Source organism: Bradyrhizobium sp. RDM12 (assembly GCF_051917485.1).
Lineage (GTDB): Bacteria > Pseudomonadota > Alphaproteobacteria > Rhizobiales > Xanthobacteraceae > Bradyrhizobium.
Genome location: NZ_CM133064.1, coordinates 1,617,621 through 1,640,480, shown reverse-complemented (window position 1 = coordinate 1,640,480; position 22,860 = coordinate 1,617,621). Strand labels below are relative to the sequence as shown.

At 63.0% G+C, this 22,860-nt stretch carries 20 protein-coding genes and 3 pseudogenes; 12 read left to right on the top strand and 11 right to left on the bottom strand.

Features of this window, described 5'->3' with window-relative positions:
* Positions 1–499: 499 nt before the first annotated feature.
* On the bottom strand, positions 500–1,309 hold the full coding sequence (locus ACTGJ9_RS07795) for a DUF3108 domain-containing protein (RefSeq protein WP_456678468.1): 810 nt from the start codon (positions 1,307–1,309) through the stop codon (positions 500–502).
* 533 nt (positions 1,310–1,842) lie between these two features.
* Between ACTGJ9_RS07795 and rpmB the strand changes: the two genes are divergently transcribed.
* The 7 genes from rpmB to ftsZ all read left to right on the top strand — a co-directional run bounded on the left by rpmB (position 1,843) and on the right by ftsZ (position 7,822).
* Positions 1,843–2,148 carry a 50S ribosomal protein L28 gene (gene rpmB / locus ACTGJ9_RS07790; RefSeq protein WP_456676590.1) on the top strand — a complete coding sequence of 102 codons (306 nt, stop codon included), beginning with the start codon at positions 1,843–1,845 and terminating at the stop codon, positions 2,146–2,148.
* Between the two features lie 206 nt (positions 2,149–2,354).
* Positions 2,355–3,317 (top strand): AAA family ATPase, encoded by a 963-nt coding sequence (locus ACTGJ9_RS07785; RefSeq protein WP_456676589.1) that lies wholly within the window; start codon positions 2,355–2,357, stop codon positions 3,315–3,317.
* A 16-nt stretch (positions 3,318–3,333) separates the two neighbouring features.
* Positions 3,334–4,131, top strand: coding sequence for a hypothetical protein (locus ACTGJ9_RS07780; RefSeq protein WP_456676588.1), 798 nt, complete (start codon positions 3,334–3,336; stop codon positions 4,129–4,131).
* A gap of 29 nt (positions 4,132–4,160) precedes the next feature.
* Entirely contained in the window at positions 4,161–4,706 is a 546-nt protein-coding gene (locus ACTGJ9_RS07775; protein WP_456676587.1) for a S8 family serine peptidase, read from the top strand.
* A complete protein-coding gene (locus ACTGJ9_RS07770; RefSeq protein ID WP_456676586.1) occupies positions 4,588–5,373 on the top strand; it encodes a S8 family serine peptidase in 786 nt (261 codons plus the stop codon). Before ACTGJ9_RS07775 ends, ACTGJ9_RS07770 begins: the two co-directional genes overlap by 119 nt.
* Positions 5,374–6,023: 650 nt before the next feature.
* Positions 6,024–6,512 carry a hypothetical protein gene (locus tag ACTGJ9_RS07765; RefSeq protein WP_456676585.1) on the top strand — a complete coding sequence of 163 codons (489 nt, stop codon included), beginning with the start codon at positions 6,024–6,026 and terminating at the stop codon, positions 6,510–6,512.
* A 59-nt stretch (positions 6,513–6,571) separates the two neighbouring features.
* Positions 6,572–7,822, top strand: a complete 1,251-nt coding sequence (ftsZ, locus tag ACTGJ9_RS07760) for a cell division protein FtsZ (RefSeq protein WP_456676584.1) — start codon at positions 6,572–6,574, stop codon at positions 7,820–7,822.
* 289 nt (positions 7,823–8,111) lie between these two features.
* Here ftsZ and ACTGJ9_RS07755 read toward each other — a convergent pair whose 3' ends face one another.
* The 4 genes from ACTGJ9_RS07755 to ACTGJ9_RS07740 form a co-directional block, all read right to left on the bottom strand.
* Positions 8,112–8,669 carry a hypothetical protein gene (locus ACTGJ9_RS07755; RefSeq protein WP_456676583.1) on the bottom strand — a complete coding sequence of 186 codons (558 nt, stop codon included), beginning with the start codon at positions 8,667–8,669 and terminating at the stop codon, positions 8,112–8,114.
* A gap of 254 nt (positions 8,670–8,923) precedes the next feature.
* Positions 8,924–9,202, bottom strand: coding sequence for a DUF1488 family protein (locus ACTGJ9_RS07750; protein ID WP_456676582.1), 279 nt, complete (start codon positions 9,200–9,202; stop codon positions 8,924–8,926).
* Between the two features lie 119 nt (positions 9,203–9,321).
* Positions 9,322–9,615, bottom strand: coding sequence for a hypothetical protein (locus ACTGJ9_RS07745; RefSeq protein ID WP_456676581.1), 294 nt, complete (start codon positions 9,613–9,615; stop codon positions 9,322–9,324).
* Entirely contained in the window at positions 9,612–9,887 is a 276-nt protein-coding gene (locus tag ACTGJ9_RS07740) for a hypothetical protein (protein ID WP_456676580.1), read from the bottom strand. Before ACTGJ9_RS07740 ends, ACTGJ9_RS07745 begins: the two co-directional genes overlap by 4 nt.
* Positions 9,888–10,170: 283 nt before the next feature.
* Between ACTGJ9_RS07740 and ACTGJ9_RS07735 the strand changes: the two genes are divergently transcribed.
* From ACTGJ9_RS07735 to ACTGJ9_RS07725, 3 genes and pseudogenes are all read left to right on the top strand, one after another.
* Positions 10,171–10,518, top strand: a complete 348-nt coding sequence (locus ACTGJ9_RS07735; protein ID WP_456676579.1) for a hypothetical protein — start codon at positions 10,171–10,173, stop codon at positions 10,516–10,518.
* A 261-nt stretch (positions 10,519–10,779) separates the two neighbouring features.
* Positions 10,780–12,095: pseudogene (locus ACTGJ9_RS07730) on the top strand (T6SS phospholipase effector Tle1-like catalytic domain-containing protein).
* Between the two features lie 303 nt (positions 12,096–12,398).
* Positions 12,399–12,644: a PilZ domain-containing protein gene (locus ACTGJ9_RS07725; RefSeq protein ID WP_164987974.1), complete on the top strand. Its 246-nt coding sequence runs from the start codon at positions 12,399–12,401 to the stop codon at positions 12,642–12,644.
* Between the two features lie 18 nt (positions 12,645–12,662).
* Here the strand turns inward: ACTGJ9_RS07725 and ACTGJ9_RS07720 are convergent, their stop codons facing one another.
* Both ACTGJ9_RS07720 and ACTGJ9_RS07715 read right to left on the bottom strand, forming a co-directional pair.
* Positions 12,663–13,070, bottom strand: coding sequence for a hypothetical protein (locus ACTGJ9_RS07720; protein ID WP_456676578.1), 408 nt, complete (start codon positions 13,068–13,070; stop codon positions 12,663–12,665).
* 202 nt (positions 13,071–13,272) lie between these two features.
* Positions 13,273–14,383: pseudogene (locus ACTGJ9_RS07715) on the bottom strand (NADH:flavin oxidoreductase/NADH oxidase).
* Positions 14,384–14,603: 220 nt separating this feature from the next.
* Between ACTGJ9_RS07715 and ACTGJ9_RS07710 the strand changes: the two are divergent.
* Entirely contained in the window at positions 14,604–15,767 is a 1,164-nt protein-coding gene (locus ACTGJ9_RS07710; protein ID WP_456673537.1) for an IS110 family RNA-guided transposase, read from the top strand.
* Between the two features lie 530 nt (positions 15,768–16,297).
* Here the strand turns inward: ACTGJ9_RS07710 and ACTGJ9_RS07705 are convergent.
* From ACTGJ9_RS07705 to cobS, 3 genes and pseudogenes are all read right to left on the bottom strand, one after another.
* Positions 16,298–17,368: an esterase-like activity of phytase family protein gene (locus ACTGJ9_RS07705; RefSeq protein ID WP_456676577.1), complete on the bottom strand. Its 1,071-nt coding sequence runs from the start codon at positions 17,366–17,368 to the stop codon at positions 16,298–16,300.
* Positions 17,365–19,265: pseudogene (gene cobT / locus ACTGJ9_RS07700) on the bottom strand (cobaltochelatase subunit CobT). Before cobT ends, ACTGJ9_RS07705 begins: the two are co-directional and overlap by 4 nt.
* A 162-nt stretch (positions 19,266–19,427) precedes the next feature.
* On the bottom strand, positions 19,428–20,426 hold the full coding sequence (gene cobS, locus ACTGJ9_RS07695; RefSeq protein WP_008144548.1) for a cobaltochelatase subunit CobS: 999 nt from the start codon (positions 20,424–20,426) through the stop codon (positions 19,428–19,430).
* A 297-nt stretch (positions 20,427–20,723) separates the two neighbouring features.
* Here cobS and ACTGJ9_RS07690 point away from each other — a divergent pair, with 297 nt between their 5' ends.
* Entirely contained in the window at positions 20,724–21,383 is a 660-nt protein-coding gene (locus tag ACTGJ9_RS07690; RefSeq protein ID WP_456676576.1) for a DedA family protein, read from the top strand.
* A 32-nt stretch (positions 21,384–21,415) separates the two neighbouring features.
* Here ACTGJ9_RS07690 and ACTGJ9_RS07685 read toward each other — a convergent pair whose 3' ends face one another.
* On the bottom strand, positions 21,416–22,810 hold the full coding sequence (locus ACTGJ9_RS07685; protein ID WP_456676575.1) for a cytochrome P450: 1,395 nt from the start codon (positions 22,808–22,810) through the stop codon (positions 21,416–21,418).
* Between the last annotated feature and the right edge of the window lie 50 nt (positions 22,811–22,860).

Sequence of the window (22,860 nt, the reverse complement as noted above, 5' to 3'; positions counted from 1 at the left end):
CCCTGTCTCCGAACGCGGCCAAGGTCTCCGCTGTCATGCCCCGGCTTGACCGGGGCATCCAGTACACCGCGGCCTGCCCACCCGACCACAGCCGCCTCGGCGTACTGGATCGCCCGGTCAGGCCGGGCGATGACAGCGCTTCCCCAAATCCCGCGCAACTGTCTCACTTTGCGACGCTTTTTCCTGTGGCCTTAAGCTTCGGAACGACTCCAGAACGAATCGCGGCCGAATCGCTGACTCCCCGGTGAGTCCTGTTCCGTTCACGCAATATGTCGCGGGACGCGTGTTTCCATCGCACTAGATGGAGTTTTGGGTCGTCGCACAAGCGGCGATGTGATGGCGGATTTCGTTAAGTTGGGGATGGCGCGGAGTCGAATCAGAATCGGGGAGGAGTCAAATGGATTCCCGAACGCGATGGCCGCTCATCTCGTTTCCCGAAACAACCCCATGCACAGTAGCCAAGTTATTGATATAATTAGGGGCGCCGTCGCAGCTTCGCTTACTGCGTCTTGGCCACCTTGGGCGGCTGGGCGGTGGTGATGAAGCTGGTCGCTTCCAGCATTGCCGGCCCCAGGGGCGTCGGCACTTTCAGCCAGAACGGGACCAGGATCCGCGTGCCCGCCACCGGCGCCAGCGCGATCTCGATGTTGCGCTGCGCGGCGAGGTATTTGATCACGGGGCGGTCGGGGATGTAGCCGGCTACAGGCACGAAATACAGCGCGCAGACCACGACCGGGCCGTGATAGCCCTTCTCGGCCTTCACCGTCTCCATGCGCTTGAAATCGAGCTTGAGCTCATAGCGCATGCGGCCATCGAACACGGGCGCGCTGCCGTGGCAGGCCTCCGGCGACACGGGATCGCCGGTGCCGGGTACGCGCACCAGCGAGGCCGTCATCGGATCGAACACGCCGCGGCGATGTGCGTCGGTGACGACGATGCGGTCGGCATCGACAGGCGGCTCCGGAATGATGCCGAAATCCTTCACATTGCCCTTGTCGAGGTTGATGTGGATCTCTTCGGTCTTCTTCGACGTCGTGGTGGAGGCCTGGTAGGCGGATGCGACCAGCGCGCCGTTGACCACGCGCCCCTGCGAGGCGCCGGTGCCGGACCCGCCCGCGAACGATTTCAGAATGCCGGCGGTGCCGCCGGAGGCCGCCGCCGAAAACACGTCGTCCTGGATATCGATGTTCCAGGCGCCGCGGCCGACCGGAATGCCCGACAGCGTCGCCTCATACTGCGCCTCGAGCTTGCCCTGCGCCGCTGCAGGCTCCGCCGCCCACGCCAGCACCAGCGCGCCAACAGCGGCCAGCGCCAGCCTGGCGACAAAGGCCAGCCTGCCGGCCGACCGCGGCCGGGGCAGAAGGAGGGACGACGTGTGCACGAGACGATCCAATCGGGAAGCGCGTGGGTGTTACTTAAGCCTGTTACGGCCGCAAGCAATGGATCCGGGCACGATAAGCCGGGAACTCACCGGACTCTTTCGGCGGTGAATACGCCCTTTATGTGATGGTAAGGCGCTTTAAACACTGCCGTTTTGGTGATCGGGGTCGGCCGCGGGCGCCCCAACCTCTCCCGCCCTCTCCGCTGTCATGCCCCGCGAAAGCGGGGCATCCAGTACGCCGCGGCCCCTCTGGTCCAGCCGCCCCGCCGGTGGAATACTGGATCGCCCGCCTTCGCGGGCGATGACACCTTTCGCGGAGCACGATCCCCGCCCAAATCCTTGACTACCCGCCCCTTCCCCCTATACGTCCGCCGCTCCCTGCAAGGACAGAGAATTTGCCCCCGTGGCGCCCCGGATGGCGGCCGCACCTCGTTGGGGGCTCGAACCTGAGGATTTGTGACATGTCTCGCCGCTGCGAACTGACGGCCAAGGGCCCCCTCGTCGGCCACAAGGTCAGCCACTCCAACATCAAGACCAAGCGCCGCTTCCTGCCGAACCTGGTCAACGTGACCTTCATCAGCGAAGCCCTGGAGCGCAACGTGCGCCTGCGCGTCTCCACCAACGCGGTGAAGAGCGTCGACCACAATGGCGGCCTCGACGCCTTCCTGCTCAAGGCCAAGGCCGACGTGCTGTCGCCGCGCGCCCTCGAGCTGAAGCGCGCCATCCACAAGAAGCTCGGCGACGCGCCGGTCAAGAAGGCCAGCTAAGAGAATCTTGAAATCGGGCGGGGGCTAAGTTGCGTCGCGTGGCATAGGCTTAGCCGAGTAGAGTTTGCGTTGCGGCCGGATCGGAAGATCCGGCCGTTTGTTCTTGGGGGCTGTGTTCGACCCTCGCTTGCCAACCTTGCTGAGCCAGCGCACTCTGCGGGGATCGCTGTTTCGGCTTCGGACAAAAACGATCCGTGGTGCGCAATATGAACGTGAAATTCTCCGGCTTCAGCTTTGCGACTCGTCCATCAGAAGCTGATCGCGAGTCGAACGCGTTGCAAGCATTGGAAAGTGATCAGGCGGAACTGGCACTGACGCCAAAGACGCATGGGAAGTCGAGCATGCAACGATCCCGTCTGCGCGCCGCGACCCGAGCCCAGCTAACAGCCAGTGGGCTACTCGAATTGGTCGAACCCCAACGCGGCCCGGCTGACCTGATCATTAGCACAGAGAATTATCAGGTATTGGCCGAGGTCGTTAATGAAGTTCGTCGAGGCGACGAACTGCGTAGGCACGGATTATCCCCGCGATCGAAACTACTTTTTTGCGGACCGCCAGGCTGTGGGAAGACGTTATGTGCCGAGGTACTTGCAAGGGAGCTTAAGCTTCCTTTGCTAGTTGCCCGGCTAGACGAAATAATCACCACTTATCTCGGTGCCACAGCGAGCAATCTGAGAAGGGTGTTTGAAACCGCAGTTCAATCGCCCAGTGTCCTCTTCTTGGACGAGTTTGACGCACTAGCTCGCACCCGGACCGACACGACGGAGCACAACGAAATTCGCCGAGTGGTCAATAGCCTCCTGATGATGATCGACCGATTTGCGGGAAAGGGATTACTGGTTGCCGCAACCAATCTTGAAAGCTCGATAGATCACGCGGCTTGGCGTCGTTTCGACGAGGTCATGTTTTTCGATCTGCCAACGTTGAACCAAATCAAGTCGACGCTGCGTCTCAAGACACGCAATTTTCCGTTCGCGTTTGACGTGTTGAACCACGCGGATGGACTTGAGGGAATGTCCTTCGCCGAGGTTGAACGTGTCTGTGTAAGTGCAATAAAGGCTTCAATCCTTGCGCGAGACGCAGCGGTGCCAAATCAGCTTTTTGAGAATGCAATTGACGCAGAGCGACGGCAGATCTCGATAAGGCGAAAAGTTAGACTGAACGTGTAGTCATTCCGGGGGGAAGATGGCATCCTACGACCACCTGCCGCTCAGGCGGCTTGAGGGAGTTCTTGAGCGCCGAATCCACGGCTTCGGGCAGGCGCCAACGAGGGACGCCAAACAGCACGGGCAGCAGATCAAGAAAGAGATAGAACAGGTTGTCTCAACTCACAATAATCTGCCTGTTGTCGAGGGAATAGATCCGTCACTAATCCTCAAGGTATCCGTAGATGGAAACATCGATGAGGACGAATGGCGCAAACTCAGTCTGACGGTCCTGTCGGTCGATGGCGACAAGTCGGTGGTACTCTTCGCTAATGATAAATCGCTGCAAGATTTTCGTAACAAGGTCGACGCATACCAAGGAGAGATTCCTGCAGGCCAAAAGGCCCCTCCTTACGCTGGCCTAGTCGCGGCGATCGAGTCGGTCACTCTCTTGTCAGCCGTAGATCGGATTGGCCCCGCATTGAGAGCCGCTGGCATCTCCGAACCCAGCCATTTTGTAGCAACAGAAACTTACCTGCTAGACTTTGAGCTCTATTATCCGCCCAGCAAGCCGGAAGCCGATCTATTTCTATTCCGGCTTAGAGCAGCCGTTTCTGCTGGCGGCGCTATTCTAAGTACATACTCGGGCTATCAAATGCTCATAGCTCGCGTGGAATGTAGCGGGGCGGCCGTTCGCACCGCGCTAGAACTTCCGGAAGTGGCCGTTGTGGATACTCCTCCACAGCCCGACCTATTCGCGGAAGATTTGACTGAAATAGACGTCGGGGACATAACTCCTGGCAATCCCCTCCAGAGGACGCTGTTGTTATCGGAATAATCGACAGCGGGGTAAATTTTGGACACCCTTTGCTTGCAAACACAGAAGCGGGTGCCATCACCATTGACCCGGCTTGGAGCGTGACGGACGCCGTAGGACACGGCACCTCGGTCGCATCAATTGCAGCATTCGGTGACATTGCCGCACGAGTCGGCGCAAATAACTTTGATGCTCAATTTCGGATAGCTAGCGCGAGAGTAGTTGACGACCTCGGCCGATTTCCGAAGCAGCAATCCGTTCCAGAATTAATGGAGAAAGCAATCAAGCAATTGAACTCAGACCATGGCTGCCGAATATTCAACATATCGCTTGGTGATGCAAAGAAACCTTACGATGGCGCTAAACCCGAACCTTGGGCCGCGACGCTCGATGGCCTCGCGCGAGAACTTGACGTCCTAATTATTGTTTCGGCAGGAAACCGCGACGATTTGACAAAGTCTTATCAAGACGGAATCGTTGCTGCATATCCGCAATACCTGTTGTCACAAGCCTCTCCGGATCATCGATCCCGCTCCCGCCGCGATAGCACTCTCAATTGGCGCTATTGCCCTGAGCAACGGGCTAGACGGTGCTGATGAACAGATGGCCGGTGTTCGGCCCATCTGCGGAACAGACGAACCCTCACCATTTACGAAAACCGGTCCAGGTATTCGCGGCATGATCAAGCCTGATCTCGTCGACGTTGGAGGGAATGCGGTATGGGACGGCCCGACGGGAGCGTTGGTTAACGGAAACCAGAAGGAGGCGGCGGGCATTTGGACGATGCATCATAAGCCCATCGAACGGCTATTTAGGTCGAGATCAGGAACGTCATTTGCTGCCCCCAACATCGCGTATAAATCGGCGCTCTTGTTGTCACATTTTCCCGGCGCAACCGCCAATCTCTTGCGTTCTCTTCTCGCACTATCGGCCGACATTCCCCGAGCGGTTTCGTTACGTCCCCGCGGACTGACTGAAAAAGTCGCGCCCATGGTCTGTGGCTATGGCGCCGCAAATGCCGAGAACGCAGCTACATCCGACGATGGCCGCGTCGTACTCTTTACTGAAGACGAACTGCAGCTTGACCACTTCGCGGTTTACGAAGTTCCGATCCCTATAGAGTTTCAAACCACCAAAGGCACGCGTGAAATCAAGGTCGCGTTAGCATTCGATCCCCCGGTTCGGCACACTCGATCGGAGTATCTAGGCGTCACCATGGGATGGCGGCTGGTACGCGGAACGGACGAAAAAGAGCGTGTTTGACAGATATCGGAAGTGGACAAAAAGAAGAGGGCAAGCCTCCTGAATTTCCTGCGCGATTTGTGTGTTCGAGCGATATCGGATCCGATCTTCGTGAGCGCGGTACACTTCAGGTTGGTACCTATCGTGGAAAGCAAGACATTAGCGGATATGGCGATACGTACTATGTAGCGGTCTGGTGCTCGCGGAGGTGGGCACCCGCATCTATCGAGGCACAACGATTGCTTTATGTGTTCAACTTCGCCACGCGAATGTCACTACACTCTATCAAACACTGAGGCAGCCGGTGAAACTGCGCGTCTAAGCAAGCCCGCATGCTTGGCGGCGGCCCTCGCACGGGCTACGGCTGCAACAATGAGACGTTCTCGGCTCCGCGAGGCCCTCCCCTACCCCCGAAAATCAATGCCCCGCAGCACGATCCCTGCCGGCGTACTCTCGACTCCGTCGCCTGATATTGCGTCCGGCGCAGGCTTCGATGAGGTCGCGGCGGCGGGTGAACTGGGCTTCGCGCGGGTCGGGTCTGGCGCGCGGGCCCGGCGCCAGCGTTCGCGGTCGCGTTAACCGTCCATTAACCAACGCAGCCTAGCCTGCTCTAATCGTCCAGCCATCATTAGCCCGAAATGCCTTCCCGGTTCGCTCCAGGAGAAGCGTCGATGTCCGTTGCGTTGCTGACGTATGCCGATCTCAGTGCCCGCTTCAATATCTCTCGCGAGGCGGCTCGTTCGCTTGCAAGACGACGCCGTTTGCCGCGCTCGCACTCGGATGATGGCAAAACCCTGGTGAGCGTTGATTTCTCCGGACTCCGGTACATGCCCCGCCCACGAATTGGCCGCCAGGCAGACTCCATCGCCGCCCCCACCGAGGCATTCAAGGCGGAGGTCGCGCGGCTCGAAGCAGTGGCAACCGGCTACAGGTCAGATTTCGAGCGCGAGCGCGAGCGCGCCGATCGCCTGGCCGTCGAGCTGCTGCAGGCGGCTGCCGAGACGACGGCAGCCAATGCGTGGGCGGCACGACTCGAAGACGAAGTGGCGGCGCTGCGGACCGGTCGACGGGCTGACGGCGCAATCGCGGGACAAGCCGCGCTTCGATTGGGACATCTGGCCGCGGCCATCGTGGACGCAGACCGCGCGGCTCGCAGGTAGCACGCGAACCTTTCTCCATCCCGGCCCGCCGGAACAACCGCGAGGAAAGAATGACAGGCATGACCGACATTCGCGAGATGAAGGCGCGCATTATCGTGTTCGGGGTCGGCGGCGCCGGCGGCAATGCCGTCAACAACATGATCACGGCCGGGCTGCAAGGGGTCGACTTCGTCGTCGCCAATACCGACGCGCAGGCGCTTGCCATGTCGAAGGCGACGCGCCTCATCCAGCTGGGCACAAATGTGACTGCAGGCCTTGGCGCCGGCTCGCAGCCCGAATTGGGACGCGCCGCAGCCGAGGAGGCAATCGATACGATCCGCGATCATCTGACCGGCGCGCACATGGTGTTCGTGACTGCCGGCATGGGCGGCGGTACCGGCACCGGGGCTGCACCCATCATCGCCAGGACTGCACGCGAGCTCGGCATTCTCACCATCGGCGTGGTCACCAAGCCATTCTACTTCGAGGGCCAGCGCCGCATGCGCTTTGCCGAAGCCGGCATCGAGGAGTTGCTGAAGACAGTCGACACCCTGCTGATCATCCCGAACCAGAACCTGTTCCGGGTGGCCAGCGAGAAGACCACATTCGCCGATGCCTTCGCCCTTGCCGATCAGGTGCTCTATTCGGGCGTGGCCTGCATCAGCGACCTCATCGTCAAGGAAGGCCTGATCAATCTCGATTTTGCCGACGTTCTCTCCGTGATGCGGGAGAAGGGCAAGGCCATGATGGGAAGGGGCGAGGCATCCGGCGAGAAGCGCGTGCTCGCAGCCGCCGTGGCCGCCATTTCCAATCCATTGATCGAGAACCCCTCGATCAAGCGCGCCAGCGGCCTCATCATCTCCATCACCGGCGGCCGGGATCTCATGCTGTTCGAAGTCGACGAAGCTGCGACCCGCATTCGCGACGAGGCCGACCCGGACGCCAACATCATCGTCGGTGCGTCGTTTGATGAAAGCCTCGAAGGTATCGTCCGCGTCTCAGTGGTGGCGACCGGAATCGATAATCTTGACCCGGCGCAGCAGACGCAACCCGCGGAAAGCCCACTCACGCAGCTCGCCGGCAGGCTGCGCAACGACAGCCGCCGCATCGCCGATCGCATCGAGCGCGGCGCACCGCTTCCGCAAGTCGAGAGCCCGCCGCTCCGCCCGGAGGCCCGCCACCCGGCGGGGCAACCGGCAAGGCCGAATCCGGAATATACGCGCCACGCGGCTCCCCAGCCGCACGATCCTTACGACCGCTCCGCTGCGCGCAATGCGACCGACGAAGCCATTCTCGAGATCCCGGCCTTCCTGCGCCGCGCGGCCAACTGAGCTGGTCGCAAGCACCAGCATATGGACCGCTGCGACCGGGCTCCAGGGCGCGATGAGATCGAGTTCGGTCGGCTATGCGAGGTTCACCTCTCCCAGCGGGGAGAGGTCGGATTGCGCAGCAATCCGGGTGAGGGGCCGCCGCGCTCAGTACGACCGTAACCCCTCACCCGGATCGCATCTTTCGATGCGATCCGACCTCTCCCTACGGGAGAGGCGATCCGAGTTCCGGGGCTCGCATCGATTCAACCAAAACTCATCCCGCTTTAAGGTGCGCAGCGCGCCGAATCCTTCACGCTGCCGTGCTGCGCGGGTTCTCCGCTGCTTCCGTTTTTTCCGCGTCCTTGTCGCGCGACAGCCATGCCGGGAAACGAAGCAGGCGATCGTTGTTGTCTTTTGGCGGTTCGATGGGCGGCACGATGGCCCCTTCATTGGCCGAACTCGGGAGGTCCAGTGCAGCGTGGCCGACTCGCACCGCGTCCGCGCGCTGATCCAGTTCGCGCAAGAGGGGACCGATTACGCCGTCGATTTCGGTCGCCACCGATACCAGAAAACTATTGAGCTCGCGAGCCTCGGGCACAACGGCCGCAGCCTGCTCGATCGCCTTGCAGAGACCATCGACAACAGGTGCAAACGCGCTCCCGGCCTGCTTGATTCGGGTTTTGATCGCTTCGATTTCGCCCAAGACGCGATCACGCTCCCGCCGGTGCTTCTCCTCCGAAAGGCGGGCTTCGATTTCGGCGATCTGAGCGGTCAGGGTCGCGGCTTCGGATGCAAGAGCATCGCGTCGTCCGCGCACGCGATCGAGATCGCGACTGAGATTGTCCACTAAGTCGTCCTTTCCGAACATTGCATTGCTCCGTAGGACAGCCGTGGCGCGAACCGCCAGCCCGCCAAGCAGATGAAAGGCTGGAGCGGCTGGAACAGGCATCAGCTTCGGGCGCGTCACATGGGCCGACATGGTGATCCCCCAATCCACACATTAGGCGACCGCATGGTTAACAAGTGGTTAATGTCAACAGCTGATGCGGCAGCGGGGCCCGCGGATGCGATCGGAACTGCGCGAAGCTTGCGCACGCTCGCGGCGCGAACCGTCGCCTCCCCCTACGCCCGAAAATCAATGCTCCGCAGCACGATCCCCGGCGGGGTGCCCTCGAACTCGGTCGCGCGATATTTGCTCGCGGCTTGCGCCTCGATGCGGTCGCGGAGGCGGGTGAACTGGGCTTCGCGCTCGTTGTGACGGGCCCTCGGGCCGCGTTCGAGATCGTCCATCGCGGAGGTCGAGATCGCGCAGGCGATCTCCTTCGCGCCGTCCTGCATCGAGAACTGGACGATGCCGCGGTCCTGTTCGTGGCCGATGAAACGGCCGCTGGTGAGGGTCATGGGGTGCTCCTTTGACGCGGGTTGTTCCTGAGAGCTGAACGCGGTGCTGCGGCGGTGGTTCGCTCCCTCTCCCGCTTGCGGGGGAGGTGAAGCAGCACTGGGCCCGCCGCTGCCTTCGGCTAATCCCCGCCCAATCTCGCAAAATCGTCGAACAACGCGGCCACCAGCGCGCGGTGGCGGGTGTCTTCGGTGGGGAGGCTGGCGGCGTAGAGGTTGAGGAGGTAGCGCGCCTTCACGGCGGCTTCGGCCCAGGAGCCGGCGGGCACCGTCATCAGGCGGTTCTCGAGGTCGGCCTCGCGTTCGCGCAGCTGCCTCACATTGCTCTCGACCTCGGCCAGCGCGCGGCGCAGGTCGGTGGCCTTCTGGGCGGCCATGCCGCGGTGCTTGTCGAGATCGACGGGAATGTCAGTCATGGGCGATGCTCTTGGGCGATGCTCGCGTCGGATGCGATCGCATCCGCAAGATCGGGCGCGCGGATCGACAGCGTCTCCATGGAGCCGGCCATGCCGTCGACGGGCACGACGATCGACGTGCCGACACGGCGGCAGGCCGAGAACATCTCGCGCTCGATCGTCTCTTCGTCGGCGATCACCTGATAGCTGCCGGCAGGCAGCATCCGATCGATGCCGTGGATGCGGAACGGATGCCTGAACGTGACGGTTTCCCGCCGCGAACGGATGATCATGCACGCCTGCCTTCCTGCGGAAGCGGCCCCAACCGAGGCCGGCTTGGTTGTGACCATGCGCTCTCGGCGCGGCAATAGCCAGCACTATCACGGCACCAGCGCCTCGTTCCGATCAAATCGGAACGGGGCTCTGGCTTCTTGTTTTGACGCGTTTTCTTGACGCGAACCGGTATCCACTTCGCTTGAAAACGCTAGCGGCACGCGCGCGGCGTTTTAGGCCTCGCTAATGGTGTGGTGCAGGCGTAGGCTCGCGTGCATCACCGCAAACACAGACGGCATCACCATGGCCAGGCCGATCCGCGTGCCCTATCTGATCTGGGCGACCGGTGAATACGGCAGCGCCCATCACGGCCGCAGCGACGCCAATGTCGCGCTCCGGATGGCACGAAAGCTGCTGCGCGATGGCTTCATGGACGTGCGTGTCTGCACGCCGCGCGGACGCGTGCTGCAATCGGACGAACTGGACGACCTCAAACCCGCGAAGGAGACCGACGCCATGGCCAAGGGACAGCAACGCAGCAATCGCGAAACCAAGAAGCCGAAAAAGGACAAGACCAAGGTGATCGCGGCGGCGCCGAGCCGCAAGGACGGCGCGTGGCAGCCGGAGATCGGACAGGGGAAGAAGAAATAGGGAGACTGATGAGGCACGCGCTTTCTTCCTTCTCCCCTTGTGGGAGAAGGTGGCGCGAAGCGCCGGATGAGGGGTTTTCTCCGCGCATGACAATGTGAGAGGCGTGTTCGCGGAGAGAGACCCCTCCCCGTCTCAACCGCGCGGAGCGCGATTGATCCACCCTCTCCCACAAGGGGAGAGGGGAAGTGCCACCCTCGTCTCCTCGCCGTCGCGCTTTTGCGCTATACTCGCCCCGGCAGCATCGCCTGGAGGGGCAGACCTGTGGAGCACGCGCGCACGACCGAGCCGAAGAACCTCGTCATCTGCTGCGACGGCACCGGCAACGAGATCTCGGAAAACATCTCCAACGTCCTGAAGCTCTATCGCTGCCTGCGCAAGACCGACAAGACCGAGCCGCGGCAGATGGTGTTCTACGATCCCGGCGTCGGCACGATGACGGAGCCGTCGACGTGGAATCGCTGGAAAGCCAACATCAAGCTCGTGCTCGGGCTCGCCACCGGCTACGGGCTCGATGACAACGTGCTCAACGCCTATCGCTTCCTGGTCGCGCATTACGCGCCGGGCGATCGCATCTATCTGTTCGGCTTCTCGCGCGGCGCCTACACGGTGCGGGTGCTGGCGGGCCTGATCCACAAAATCGGCCTGATCTCGCCGGAACAGGCGAACCTCGCGGGCTCGGGCCTCGTCGCCTACAAGCAATATTCCGGGCGCGGGCGCGGCAACGACATTGAGGATCTCACCGACAGCGGCAGCGACGAGGACGGGCCAATCGCGGAGGACAAGTTCGATCTCGCCGCGCAATTCGCCCGCATCACCTCGTCGCGCTGGCCGACCATCCATTTCATCGGCGTCTGGGACACGGTCGCGAGCGTGATCGTGCCGCGCGCCGACCGGCTCTATTGGCCGAGCCTGGAGGAGCTGGCCTTCACGCTGCGCAATCCGAGCGTTCAGATTTTCCGCCAGGCGATCGCGATCGACGAGCGGCGCCGCATGTTCCGCCTCAAGGCGTACGAGGAGTCGCAGGAGTACTGGAGCAACCGCTTCGTGCCCGACCACAGGAAGGAGAAGCAGGACATCCTGCAGGTGTGGTTCGCCGGCGTGCATTGCGACGTCGGCGGCGGCTATCCGGAGGCCGAGAGCGCGGAATCGAAATACCCGCTGCTCTGGATGATCGAGGAGGCGGCCAAGGCCGGGCTGAACTTCAATCCGCGCACCGTGAACCAGCTCGCCTGGGGCATCCAGCGCAAGAACTCGCCGTTCCAATATGTCCCGCCGGCTTTTACCGGCAAGGCGGCGCGCTGCACGATTCGATGAGCGCGGCCTGGCGGGTGCTGGAGTTCTTTCCGAAGCGCGCGACCTACAAGGAATGGCCGGCGCGGAAAGTGTTTTTGGGCTTCTACATCCCCGATTGCGAACCGCGGCTGATCCCCGAAGGTGCGCAGGTGCATGAGAGCGTGTTGAAGCGGATGGCGGTGGAGCCGGACTATCGGCCGGTGAACATGCCGAAGGATTTTGTGACGGTGCCGATGCCGGTGGCGCCGGCTCGCGCCGAGACGGAGGAAATCGTGGCGGGGTGAGTGGTGGTGGCCTTCCCTTCTCCCCTTGTGGGAGAAGGTGGCGCGAAGCGCCGGATGAGGGGTTGTTTCCACGGACGAGAGAGCTTCGTATGCCGCGCGATACCCCTCACCCGTCCCGCCACTTCGTGGCGGGCCACCTCTCCCACAGGGGAGAGGGAAAGCCCCACCCGGCTACCGCAACTTTCGCCCATCGCCGCTACTTTTCATTAAAATTCTCCCGCCGACCTTAGCGTGATCGCATCATCTCATCGGCACGATTGGAGCCTGCCACCGCGTTGTCCGCGGTATTGGAGGAGAGTGCCAATGCATCCGCGCCGACATGCCCGCGTGAAGCCCGCCGGCCTGGTGTCCCGCCAGGCCAAGATCATCACCGACCCGCGCGCGCCGGTCATCGTCTGCACGCTGATCGACTATTCGCCGGGCGGCGCCTGCGTCGATCTCGGCGGCCAGGTGAAGATCCCCGACCGGTTCGAACTGCTGCACGTCAACACCAAGAAACGCTGCCGCATCGCCTGGAAGCGCGGCACCCGCGTAGGCGTGGTGTTCTAGCGAGCGTTGAACACCCCCTTACCCCCGCATCCTCGCCTTTGCGCCCGCGACGATCTGCATCGCGACGCCACCGATCCACGCCACCAGCACCAGCCAAGTCGCCGCGTCGTGCGGATCGAGCCGCAGCACGATGACGGCGACTGAGGCGAGCGAGGCGAGCGTGGCGCAGAGGGTGCCGGCGGAGCTCAGGAGTTCCGCGGCGTCGATCCGGCTGTGGGCCTCGTCGAAGGGCATTTGCGGCGTATCGATGCCGAGATAGAAGCCGATAGCGCCGAGCAGCATCATCAACAGCAGAAAGCCCTGCGTGGTGAGCGAGGGGATCGCCGATCCGACATGGGCGCCGACGAACAGCCCGCAGGCGGCGCCCGCCATTGCAAGGCCGATCCGTTCCAGCACGTGGGCAGTCTTGCGGACACGAAATCGCATGGCAAGCCTCGCGCGTCTTTGGGCGCTGCGGAGGTTAGGCCTGTTTTGCCGCGGGCGGAAGGTTGGGGCAGTTACGGATGCGTGAGGTGATGCGGCTTTGCGGCTCCTGATCGCGGCCAAACGCGACCTGAGCGTGTGGCGCACGCCCGCCTCCCCATCGTCGCAATGACGGGCATGTGGCGCGGTCCTCGCGCCTTATCCCCTACCGCGCGCCGAAGGTGGTCTTGCCGAACAGCGCCTTCTGCGTCGAGGGCTGCGAGCGCCAATATTGCGGCGGGGCTTCGACTTCGCCGCCGATCTCGGCTGCGGCGTGCCAGCCCCAGCGGGGTCGTAGAGCATGCCGCGGGCGAGCGCGACCATGTCGGCCTTGCCGCTCGCGACGATCTCCTCGGCCTGCCTGGCTTCCGTGATCAGACCGACGGCGATGGTCGGCAATCCGGTCTCGCGCTTGATGGCCTCGGCGAACTGCACCTGATAGCCGGGGCCGAGCGCGATCTTCTGCAGCGGCGAGACGCCGCCGGAGGAGGCATCGATCCAGTCGACGCCGCGCGCCTTCAGCGCCTTGGCGAATGCGATGGTCTGCGCCAGATCCCAGCCGCCCTCGACCCAGTCGGTCGACGACACCCGCATGCCGACAGGCTTGTCATGCGGGAACACGGCGCGCACCGCGTCGTAGATTTCGAGCGGGAAGCGCATGCGGTTTTCAAGCGACCCGCCATATTCGTCGGTGCGCTTGTTCGAGATCGGCGACAGGAATTGATGCATGAGATAGCCGTGCGCGCCGTGCAGCTCGATGGCGTCGATGCCGATGCGCTCCGCGCGCCTGGCGCTGCCGACAAAGGCCTCGCGGATCCGCTTCAGCCCCGCGGCATCGAGCGCCGCAGGGCAGCCTCGCCCTCCTTGTGCGGCAGCGCCGACGGCGCTACGGCCTGCCAGCCGCCTTGATCGACCGGGATGAGCTGGCCGCCGTCCCAGGGCCGCGCGCTACTCGCTTTCCGGCCCGCATGGGCGAGCTGCATCGCGATCGCGGTGGTCGAATGCTTGCGGACTGAGGCGAGGATCTGCTTCAGCGCGGCCTCCGCGGCGTCGCTGTAGAGCCCGAGACAGCCCGGCGTGATGCGGCCGATCGCCTCGACATGGGTCGCCTCGATGCAGAACATCGACGCGCCCGACAGCGCGAGATTGTTGATGTGGGTGAAATGCCAATCCGTGGGAACGCCGTCTTCGGCCGAATACTGGCACATCGGCGACACCACCAGACGGTTCTTCAACGTCAGGCCGCGCAGCTTGATCGGGGAAAACAGGGCACTCATGCGGGGGATCCGGCAATGGAGGGATGGAAGCGATTGCATGAAGTTTAGTGGGCCGACGGCGAATTGCCAGTTGCGCGGGCGGCATGGCCGCCGGCGAGGCCATGCATTGCGAGCGCCCCCGGCCGTCGTCCTTGCGAGCGCAGCGAAGATTCCATGGGGAGTGGATAGCAGCCAAGTCTGAGGCCAGACTGAGGTTGCTGAAACACTCAACCTGGAGACAATGATGTTGCTCGATCATCCTTCCGACGGACTGGCCGCTATCCGCACGCAGTTTGGCGCAATTTTCGTGTCATTGGAACTGAGCCGCTCGACATGGCTGGTGACCTCGCTGTCGCCCGGCAAGGGCGAGAAGATGTCGAAGCGCAGCGTGGAGGCCGGCGATCTTGCGGAACTCTTGAAGCTGTTTGCGGAGCTGAAGCGCAAGGCACAGGCGCGAACGGGTGAGAGCTATCCGATCATCACGATCCAGGAGGCGGGGCTGGACGGGTTCTGGTTGCACCGCGCCTTGCAGCAGGAAGGCATCGAGAGCCACGTGGTCGATCCGGCCTCGATTGCGACGCCGCGCCGGCGCAGGCGGGCCAAGACGGATCGGCTCGATGGCGAGACGCTGTTGCGGGCGCTTCTGGCCTATAAGCGCGGCGAGCCGCGGGTCTGCGCGATGGTGGTGGCGCCCTCTCCGGAAGCGGAGGACCGCCGCAGGCTTTGCCGCGAGCGGCGGACATTGATCGCCGAGCGGATCGAGCATGTGAACCGGATCAAGGGCGTTCTGTTCGCGCAAGGGATATTCGGCTACGTGCCGCTGCGGCGCGATCGACGGGCACGGCTCGAAGCCTTGCGGACCGGAGATGGGCGCATGCTGCCGGCGCATCTGAAGGCCCAGATCAGCCGCGAGCTCGATCGTCTCGAACTGCTGCTCGACCAGATCGCGGCGGTGGAGCGCGAGCAGGAGGCGTTGCTGGTCGTGAGCAAGCCAGCCGGGGAGAAGGCGGATCCCGTCACGATGCTGCTCGCCCTGAAGAGCATGGGCCCGAACTTCGCGGCCGTTCTCTGGACGGAGGCGTTCTGGCGGCAATTCGCCAACCGCCGTCAGGTTGCGTCCTATGCCGGTCTTGCGGCCACGCCATGGCGGAGCGGCGGCATCGAGCGCGAACAAGGGGTGTCGAAGGCCGGCAATCCGCGGCTGAGGACCACGATGATCCAGCTCGCCTGGTTGTGGATACGCCACCAGCCTCAATCGGCGCTGACCCAGTGGTTCAAGGCCAACAGCCAGCGCGGCCGCAAGCGCACGATCGTGGCGCTGGCCCGCAAGCTGCTCGTGGCCTTGTGGAAGTACGTGACCGCCGGCGTCGTGATCGAGGGAGCCGTGATGAAGACCGTCGCCTGATGCAACGCTTCCCGCAGCCTTAAAACCAATCAGCCGAGGAACGATCAGCCTCGGCCGATCCGGGGTGGACGAACCGATGGATTGCATGGCTTCAAACGCCGCAACGAAGAATGGTCCCGTCCTCTCGAGCCTGCCCGCCGCAAGCGGAATGTTGGTGCAGTCGCTACCGCGCGACGACCGGATGTGAGTTTGATCTGGCACGCAAAACCAGATTGTCAAAACCGGCTCGACCCTGAGATCGCTGAACCATAAGGAGGAGTTCGCCCGCGGCCTCCCGACCACACAAGCCTGATGGCGTGCTCGATCACGTCAAGGTCAAGCCGCTGCGCGGCGGCTCTAACGAGCCGACCTTGACGCGATCTCCGCGCGCCATCCGAAACATCCCGCGGTCGGGACGAAGAGCTGGCCTGCAATCGAACAAAGAGCTGAACAACCGCCTTGACACACCTAATCCCCATGTGAGCAATCCAGTCTGCCGCCGCGGGACGATTCTGGATTGCTTCGCTGCGCTCGCAATGACGGAAGAAAGACTAATCCACCAGGGTGAACTGCAACAGCAGGGTGCGCTGGAGCAGCGAAAAATTATCGTCCGACACCATCGTCAGCACGGTCTCGCCCTCCGGCGTGAAATGGGCGTCGATGCCTTCCATGTTGTCGATCTCATGGCCGAGATCGGCCTCGAACAGCACGGGGCCGTCGACCACCGCGCCGGGCGATATTGTCTTGAGCGGGAGCGACCGGATGCGGATGTTGATGCCGGTGAACCAGGAAAATTTGCGCTCGAGGATCAGCAGCTCACCTGAGGGCAGCAGCACGGCGTCGCTGATGAACTGCATGTCGGTGCGCCTGATGCTGAATTGTCCCGGTGAGGGACCGCCGATCAAGAAGCCGATCAGATTGCCGTCGGCATCGAAGCCGCCTTCCGACATCGCGATCAGCGTGCCCGCGAGCGGCTGGCCCTTCATGTCCCTGGGCACGAACACCAGCGCCTCGAGCCCCTTGTTGTAGGGCAGTTTTCGCAACGCCGGCGGGGTTGGCAGCACCTCGCCGCGAGCACGCGTGCCGCCCTTGGCGAAGTCGAAGCGCATGATCTGGTTGACGCGCTCGAGCCCGACATAGACCAGCGAGCCGTCGCGCGCGAGCGACTCGGTGTCGTACCAGAGCCGCTTCTCCGTGATCGGCCGTCCCTCGGCGTTGAGCATCGGTGCGGCCTCGACGTCGCCAAGCCCGACCATCTTGCTGCCGGAATAGCGGATCGCGCCGGTGAACCAGGTGCCTTGATCGGACAGCGCGAGAAAACGCCCGCCCTTGTCATCGAGGAAGCGGAAGCCGGACAGGCCGCCAAATCCGCGATGTGGCGAGGTCAGCACCAGGCCGCTGCGATATTGCAACGAGCCGAAGCGCACGCGCGCGCGGTCGCGCGGCTCGAAATCCGGAATCGGCCGCGCGTTGACCTCGATGCTGACGGGCTCGGTGACGGCGTGCTCGGCCAGCGCCGGCTTTGGCGCGGGCTGCGCTTGCGCGAGCCGGGGCATTAAGAGAGTGGAAAATCCCGCCGCGGCGTGGCCGATAAAGCCGCGGCGGGATTGATGCGTGCTCACGAATGCAGTTTGCGTCGCGGGCGATTGGCCGGCTGCGGGGCGCGGTGTTGGTCTCGCTGAAGAGTTCGGCGAGCTTCTCGGTGATGGCGCCGCCGAGCTCTTCGGCATCCACGATCGTCACCGCGCGGCGGTAGTAGCGCGTCACGTCATGGCCGATGCCGATCGCGATCAGCTCGACCGGCGAGCGGGTCTCGATCTCCTCGATGATGTGGCGCAGGTGCCGCTCGAGATAGTTGCCGGGATTGACCGACAGCGTGGAATCGTCGACCGGCGCACCGTCCGAGATCATCATCAGGATCTTGCGCTGCTCGGGCCGGCCGAGCAGGCGCTTGTGCGCCCAGTCCAGCGCCTCGCCGTCGATGTTCTCCTTCAGCAGACCCTCGCGCATCATCAGGCCAAGGTTCTTTCGCGCACGGCGCCAGGGGGCGTCGGCGGATTTGTAGATGATGTGGCGGAGATCGTTGAGGCGGCCGGGATTGGCCGGCTTGCCGGCGGCAAGCCACGCCTCACGCGATTGCCCGCCCTTCCAGGCGCGCGTGGTGAAACCGAGGATCTCGACCTTGACGCCGCAACGCTCCAGCGTGCGCGCGAGAATGTCGGCGCAGGTCGCGGCGACCGTGATCGGACGTCCCCGCATCGAGCCGGAATTGTCGAGCAGCAGCGTCACCACGGTGTCGCGGAACGTCGCCTCCTTCTCGTGCATGAAGGACAGCGGATGATGGGGATCGGTCACCACGCGCGACAGCCGCGCGGGATCGAGGATGCCCTCTTCGAGATCGAACTCCCAGGCGCGGTTCTGCTGCGCCATCAGGCGCCGCTGCAGCCGGTTGGCGAGACGGGCGACGATGCCCTGGAGGTGCGCGAGCTGCTTGTCGAGATAGGCGCGCAGGCGCTCCAGCTCGTCATGATCGCAGAGGTCTTCGGCCGCGATGATCTCGTCGAATTTGGGCGCGAAGGCGTGATATTCCGGCCCGCGCGGCTCGTTCTTGCTGTGCGCGTTCGGACGCGTCGCCTCGCCCGGCGTCTCGTCGTCGCCGAGCTCGCCGTCGTCGAACGTGTCGGAGGTCGAGGCCTGCGCGCTTTCCATCGCGCTGTCGCTCATCTCTTCGGATGAGGCCAGCGCCTGGTCGGCGCTCATCTCCTGCGCGGCGTCGGAATCCGGCGATCCTTCCGCGCCGGACTGGTCGTTGTCGCCGTCCTGGTTCTCGTCGTTGTCGTCATTGTCCTCGCTGTCGGCGCTGCGCTCGTCGCCGAGCTCGAGCGCGGTCAGCAGGTCATGCACGGCATCGCCGAACCTGGTCTGGTCCTCGACGAGGTTATCAAGCCGGTCGAGCCGCCTGCCGATCTTGTCTTCGAGGATCGGACGCCAGAGATCGACCATCTTCTTGGCGGCCGTGGGCGGCGCGAGGCCGGTCAGACGCTCGCGCACCAGCATCGCCAGCGCGTCGGCGAGCGGCGCATCGGCGCGGTCGGTGATCTCGTCGAACTTGCCACGATGGAAGTGATCGTCGAGCATCGCGGTGAGGTTCTTGGCAACGCCCGCCATGCGGCGCGCGCCGATCGCCTCGACGCGGGCCTGCTCGACCGCCTCGAACACGCCGCGTGCCTGCGGATTGCCGGGCATCAGTTTGCGATGCAGCTTTGCGTCGTGACAGGCGATCTTGAGCGCGATCGAATCCGCGTGGCCGCGCACGATCGCCGCATCGCGCTTGGTCATCTTTCGCGCCGGCTCCGGCAGCCTCGCCTTGCCGGGCGCAAGGCCCAGGCGCTCGGCCGCGAAGCTCACCTCGAGTTCGGGCGACTTCGCGATCGCCTTCAGGCAGGACGCCACCGAGCGCTTGAACGGCTCGGTCGGGGCTTCCTTGGTGTTGCGGAATTTGGAGTTGGAGGTGGTCATCTGACCCTATCTGTCGTCCCGGCGAAGGCCGGGACCCATAACCACCGGCCGCTCTCGTGTCAGGAAACTATCGGTGACGTTCAACCGAGACATCACGCGGTATGGGTCCCGGCCCCACGTGCGCAATTGCGCACTAGGCCGGGACGACATGACCGCGAGAGATCAGCTGAGCGCCACGTTGACTGCCGATTCCGGCAGCTCCGCGTTGAAGCAGCGCTGGTAGAACTCGGCGACCAAGGGACGCTCGAGCTCGTCGCATTTGTTGAGGAAGGTGACGCGGAACGCGAAGCCGATATCGCCGAAGATGTCGGCGTTCTCGGCCCAGGTGATCACCGTGCGCGGGCTCATCACCGTCGAGAGATCGCCATTGGCGAAGGCGTTACGGGTGAGATCGGCAAGGCGCACCATCTTGTTGACGATGTCGCGGCCTTCCTGGGTGCGATAGTGCTTGGCCTTCGCCAGCACGATCTCCACTTCCTCGTCGTGGCTGAGATAGTTGAGCGTCGTGACGATCGACCAGCGGTCCATCTGGCCCTGATTGATCTGCTGGGTGCCGTGATAGAGGCCCGAGGTGTCGCCGAGGCCGACCGTGTTGGCGGTGGCAAACAGCCGGAATGACGGATGCGGCTTGATCACCTTGTTCTGGTCGAGCAGCGTCAGGCGTCCCGAGACTTCCAGCACGCGCTGGATCACGAACATCACGTCGGGGCGGCCGGCGTCGTATTCGTCGAACACCAGCGCGACGTTGTGCTGCAACGCCCAGGGCAGGATGCCGTCACGAAATTCGGTGACCTGCTTGCCGTCACGGACCACGATCGAGTCCTTGCCGACGAGATCGATACGGCTGATGTGGCTGTCGAGATTGACGCGCACGCAAGGCCAGTTCAGCCGGGCCGCGACCTGCTCGATATGGGTGGATTTACCGGTGCCGTGATAGCCGGTCACCATCACGCGGCGGTTGCGGGCAAAGCCGGCGAGAATGGCAAGCGTGGTGGCACGGTCGAAACGGTAGTCGGAATCGACTTCGGGCACATGAGGATCGACCTCGGAATAGGCCGGCACTTCGAGATCGCTGTCGATCCCGAACACCTGGCGCACCGACACCTTCATGTCGGGCAAACCGGAAACTTCCTCAACTTTGGACAAGGCGGCGGTCGTCATCAATCCTCCGAGATCCCGGGCGATCCCGAGACCAGTTATTTGCACGTTGGCTGCGGCTGGGTGCGGTTGCGAACCTATCAGAGACCACGGGCCTGCAGAAGCCCGCCCGCCAATCAAAGTTCCATTGTCTTTTCATTTAGATAGGCAAGGAACGCGATTTTGGGAAGGCTGCCCTGCAAATCTCGCCCAAATTTCGCGCCGGGTAGGCGCCGTCCCCAAGCCAATGGCACTTTCAACGCATCTCACTACTTGTGTAAGGGTCTGAACCCGAATGCTCCAGCCCACCACAGAGACGACGTGACGTCATTTCTTGACCCCCTGATATCCTTCGTCTCAGTCCACACGTGGCTGGCCTATCTGACCCTGTTCCTGGCAGCGCTTCTCGAAGCCGTGCCCGTGGTAGGCTCGGTCATCCCGGGCTCGACCATCATCCTGGCGCTGAGCGCCCTGGTTCCGGGCGGCGACCTGAAACTGCAATGGGTGCTGCTCGCGGCCGCCGTGGGCGCCGTGCTGGGTGACGGCTCGGCCTACTGGATCGGGCACCGGCAGCAGCGCAAGATCCTCAGCACCTGGCCGCTGACCAATTATCCGCGCGTGATCGAGGAGAGCGAGACCTTCTTCCACCGCTTCGGCACCTGGGCGGTGTTCTTTGCCCGCTTCGTGCCGCCGATCCGCGCCTTCGTGCCCGTGACCGCTGGTGCGCTCGGCATGACGCCGGCAAAATTCTATGCGGTGAACATCCCGGCGATCCTGCTCTGGGCGCCGGCCCATGTGCTGCCGGGCGTGCTGGCGGTATCGGCTTTCCACGAATATTTCGGGGTGCCGCACCAGGGGCATCTGGGCAAGCATCTCTGGATCCTCAGCGTCGTCGGCGTCGCGATCGTGGTGGGACTGGCGATCTGGACCATCCGTCGGAGGCACGGCAGCGGGATGGCTGCGGCGAAGCCGCGGGCCTAGGCGCCATTTGCCAATCCGTTTCGAAGAGCTGGCTAAAGCGCTCTCCTCTGAATCAATCGCATCGGCAGGCCCTTTGCAGGACGCAGCGTAATGCGCTGAAGGGGCCAGACCTCCGCGTGCGGGAGCAGCTGTATTTCGAAATGGCGGGTCAAGACAGCAAGTACGATTGCAGCCTCCTGCAGGGCAAAAGACGAACCGATGCAAGTCCGAGGCCCGACCCCGAAGGGTATATAGGCGAAACGCGGAATTAGGCTGCGGGCCTCCGGTAGAAACCGGGAAGGCTCGAATGCATCCGGGTGGCTCCACAGCTTGCGATGTCGATGGAGAACGTAAGGCGCTATCACGATCAGAGATCGCGGCTTGACCGAGATTTCACCCAACACATCGGCATCGACTGCGGCCCGGCTGAGTGCGGCGATCGGCGGGTAGAGGCGAAGCGTTTCTTCGATCACTGCCTTGGTCACGATCAGCCGGTCGGCCAGGTCATCCCCCGGATTCGACAATTCCCGTTCTGCTTCGTCCACGACGCGCGATCGCCACTCCGGTACCTGTGAAAGCAGAAAGATCGACCAGGCGAGTGTGTTGGCAGTCGTCTCATGTCCCGCCGAAAGAAAAGTCAGGATGTTCGAGCGAACCTCTGTCGGGCTGAGTTGCCGTCCCGTGGAGGGATCCAGCGAACGTAGCAGCAGCGTCAAAAGATCATCTGGCCCGTCGTGTGTGGCAAGGGCCGCAAGCCTTTGGTGTCTCGCGTGTATGATCGTGTCGATCACCGCTTCGAAGTAAGCCATCGTGTGACGCAAACGGCGATAGCCCGGGCGTGGCACGAATTTGGGTGCGCCGAGCAGATCCAGCACCCCTATGCGGCCGATCACGCTGAAATAGGCATTCATCGCCACTCGAAATTCGTCGAAGTCGCCGCCGATTCCGTCGGAAAAGATCGTCAGTGCCAGCACGTTCAAAGTGACCAGGGTCATCTCTGCAGCGACCTCTACCGTGGCGCCGGGCTGCAACCCCGTCCATCTTGCGGCCAATCCGTTCGCGGCCGACAACATCGCCGTCGTGAAAGAGTTGACGGTTCTGCGAGCGAATATGGGCGCGAGTATTCGTCGTTGAAGCTCCCAACGCTCTCCTTCGACGCTCAACAAACCATCGGACAGTCCAGACGAGAGAATGCGACGTTGGATCGTATCCTTCTGATAGTTTCTTGAGTTATCCATCAGCACGCGCTTGATGGCTTGGGGGTCATGAACCATAAAAGCATCAGCGAATGGCAGGCGAAGCTTAGCTATGGGCTCCTCAAAAAAATCCGCGCTCCAGCATTCAAGCGGGTTTCGCCTCAATTTGATTAATAGCTCGACAAATCCTGGCCGGGTTGGCGAAGGACGCGGCGCAGGCGGGCAATAGTCCAATTCCCGGCGATGCAACATGGCGCGATCAAAAGAAACAATCCCGAAACTGTAGAGGAACGGGAATAAGT

Coding starts and splice junctions, on each gene's coding strand:
- rpmB (WP_456676590.1), top strand. CDS start 1,843: ATGTCTCGCCGCTGCGAACTGACGGCCAAGGGCCCCCTCGTCGGCCAC.
- ACTGJ9_RS07785 (WP_456676589.1), top strand. CDS start 2,355: ATGAACGTGAAATTCTCCGGCTTCAGCTTTGCGACTCGTCCATCAGAA.
- ACTGJ9_RS07780 (WP_456676588.1), top strand. CDS start 3,334: ATGGCATCCTACGACCACCTGCCGCTCAGGCGGCTTGAGGGAGTTCTT.
- ACTGJ9_RS07765 (WP_456676585.1), top strand. CDS start 6,024: ATGTCCGTTGCGTTGCTGACGTATGCCGATCTCAGTGCCCGCTTCAAT.
- ftsZ (WP_456676584.1), top strand. CDS start 6,572: ATGACCGACATTCGCGAGATGAAGGCGCGCATTATCGTGTTCGGGGTC.
- ACTGJ9_RS07755 (WP_456676583.1), bottom strand. CDS start 8,669: ATGTTCGGAAAGGACGACTTAGTGGACAATCTCAGTCGCGATCTCGAT.
- ACTGJ9_RS07750 (WP_456676582.1), bottom strand. CDS start 9,202: ATGACCCTCACCAGCGGCCGTTTCATCGGCCACGAACAGGACCGCGGC.
- ACTGJ9_RS07745 (WP_456676581.1), bottom strand. CDS start 9,615: ATGACTGACATTCCCGTCGATCTCGACAAGCACCGCGGCATGGCCGCC.
- ACTGJ9_RS07740 (WP_456676580.1), bottom strand. CDS start 9,887: ATGATCATCCGTTCGCGGCGGGAAACCGTCACGTTCAGGCATCCGTTC.
- ACTGJ9_RS07735 (WP_456676579.1), top strand. CDS start 10,171: ATGGCCAGGCCGATCCGCGTGCCCTATCTGATCTGGGCGACCGGTGAA.
- ACTGJ9_RS07725 (WP_164987974.1), top strand. CDS start 12,399: ATGCATCCGCGCCGACATGCCCGCGTGAAGCCCGCCGGCCTGGTGTCC.
- ACTGJ9_RS07720 (WP_456676578.1), bottom strand. CDS start 13,070: ATGCGATTTCGTGTCCGCAAGACTGCCCACGTGCTGGAACGGATCGGC.
- ACTGJ9_RS07710 (WP_456673537.1), top strand. CDS start 14,604: ATGATGTTGCTCGATCATCCTTCCGACGGACTGGCCGCTATCCGCACG.
- cobS (WP_008144548.1), bottom strand. CDS start 20,426: ATGACGACCGCCGCCTTGTCCAAAGTTGAGGAAGTTTCCGGTTTGCCC.
- ACTGJ9_RS07685 (WP_456676575.1), bottom strand. CDS start 22,810: ATGTTGCATCGCCGGGAATTGGACTATTGCCCGCCTGCGCCGCGTCCT.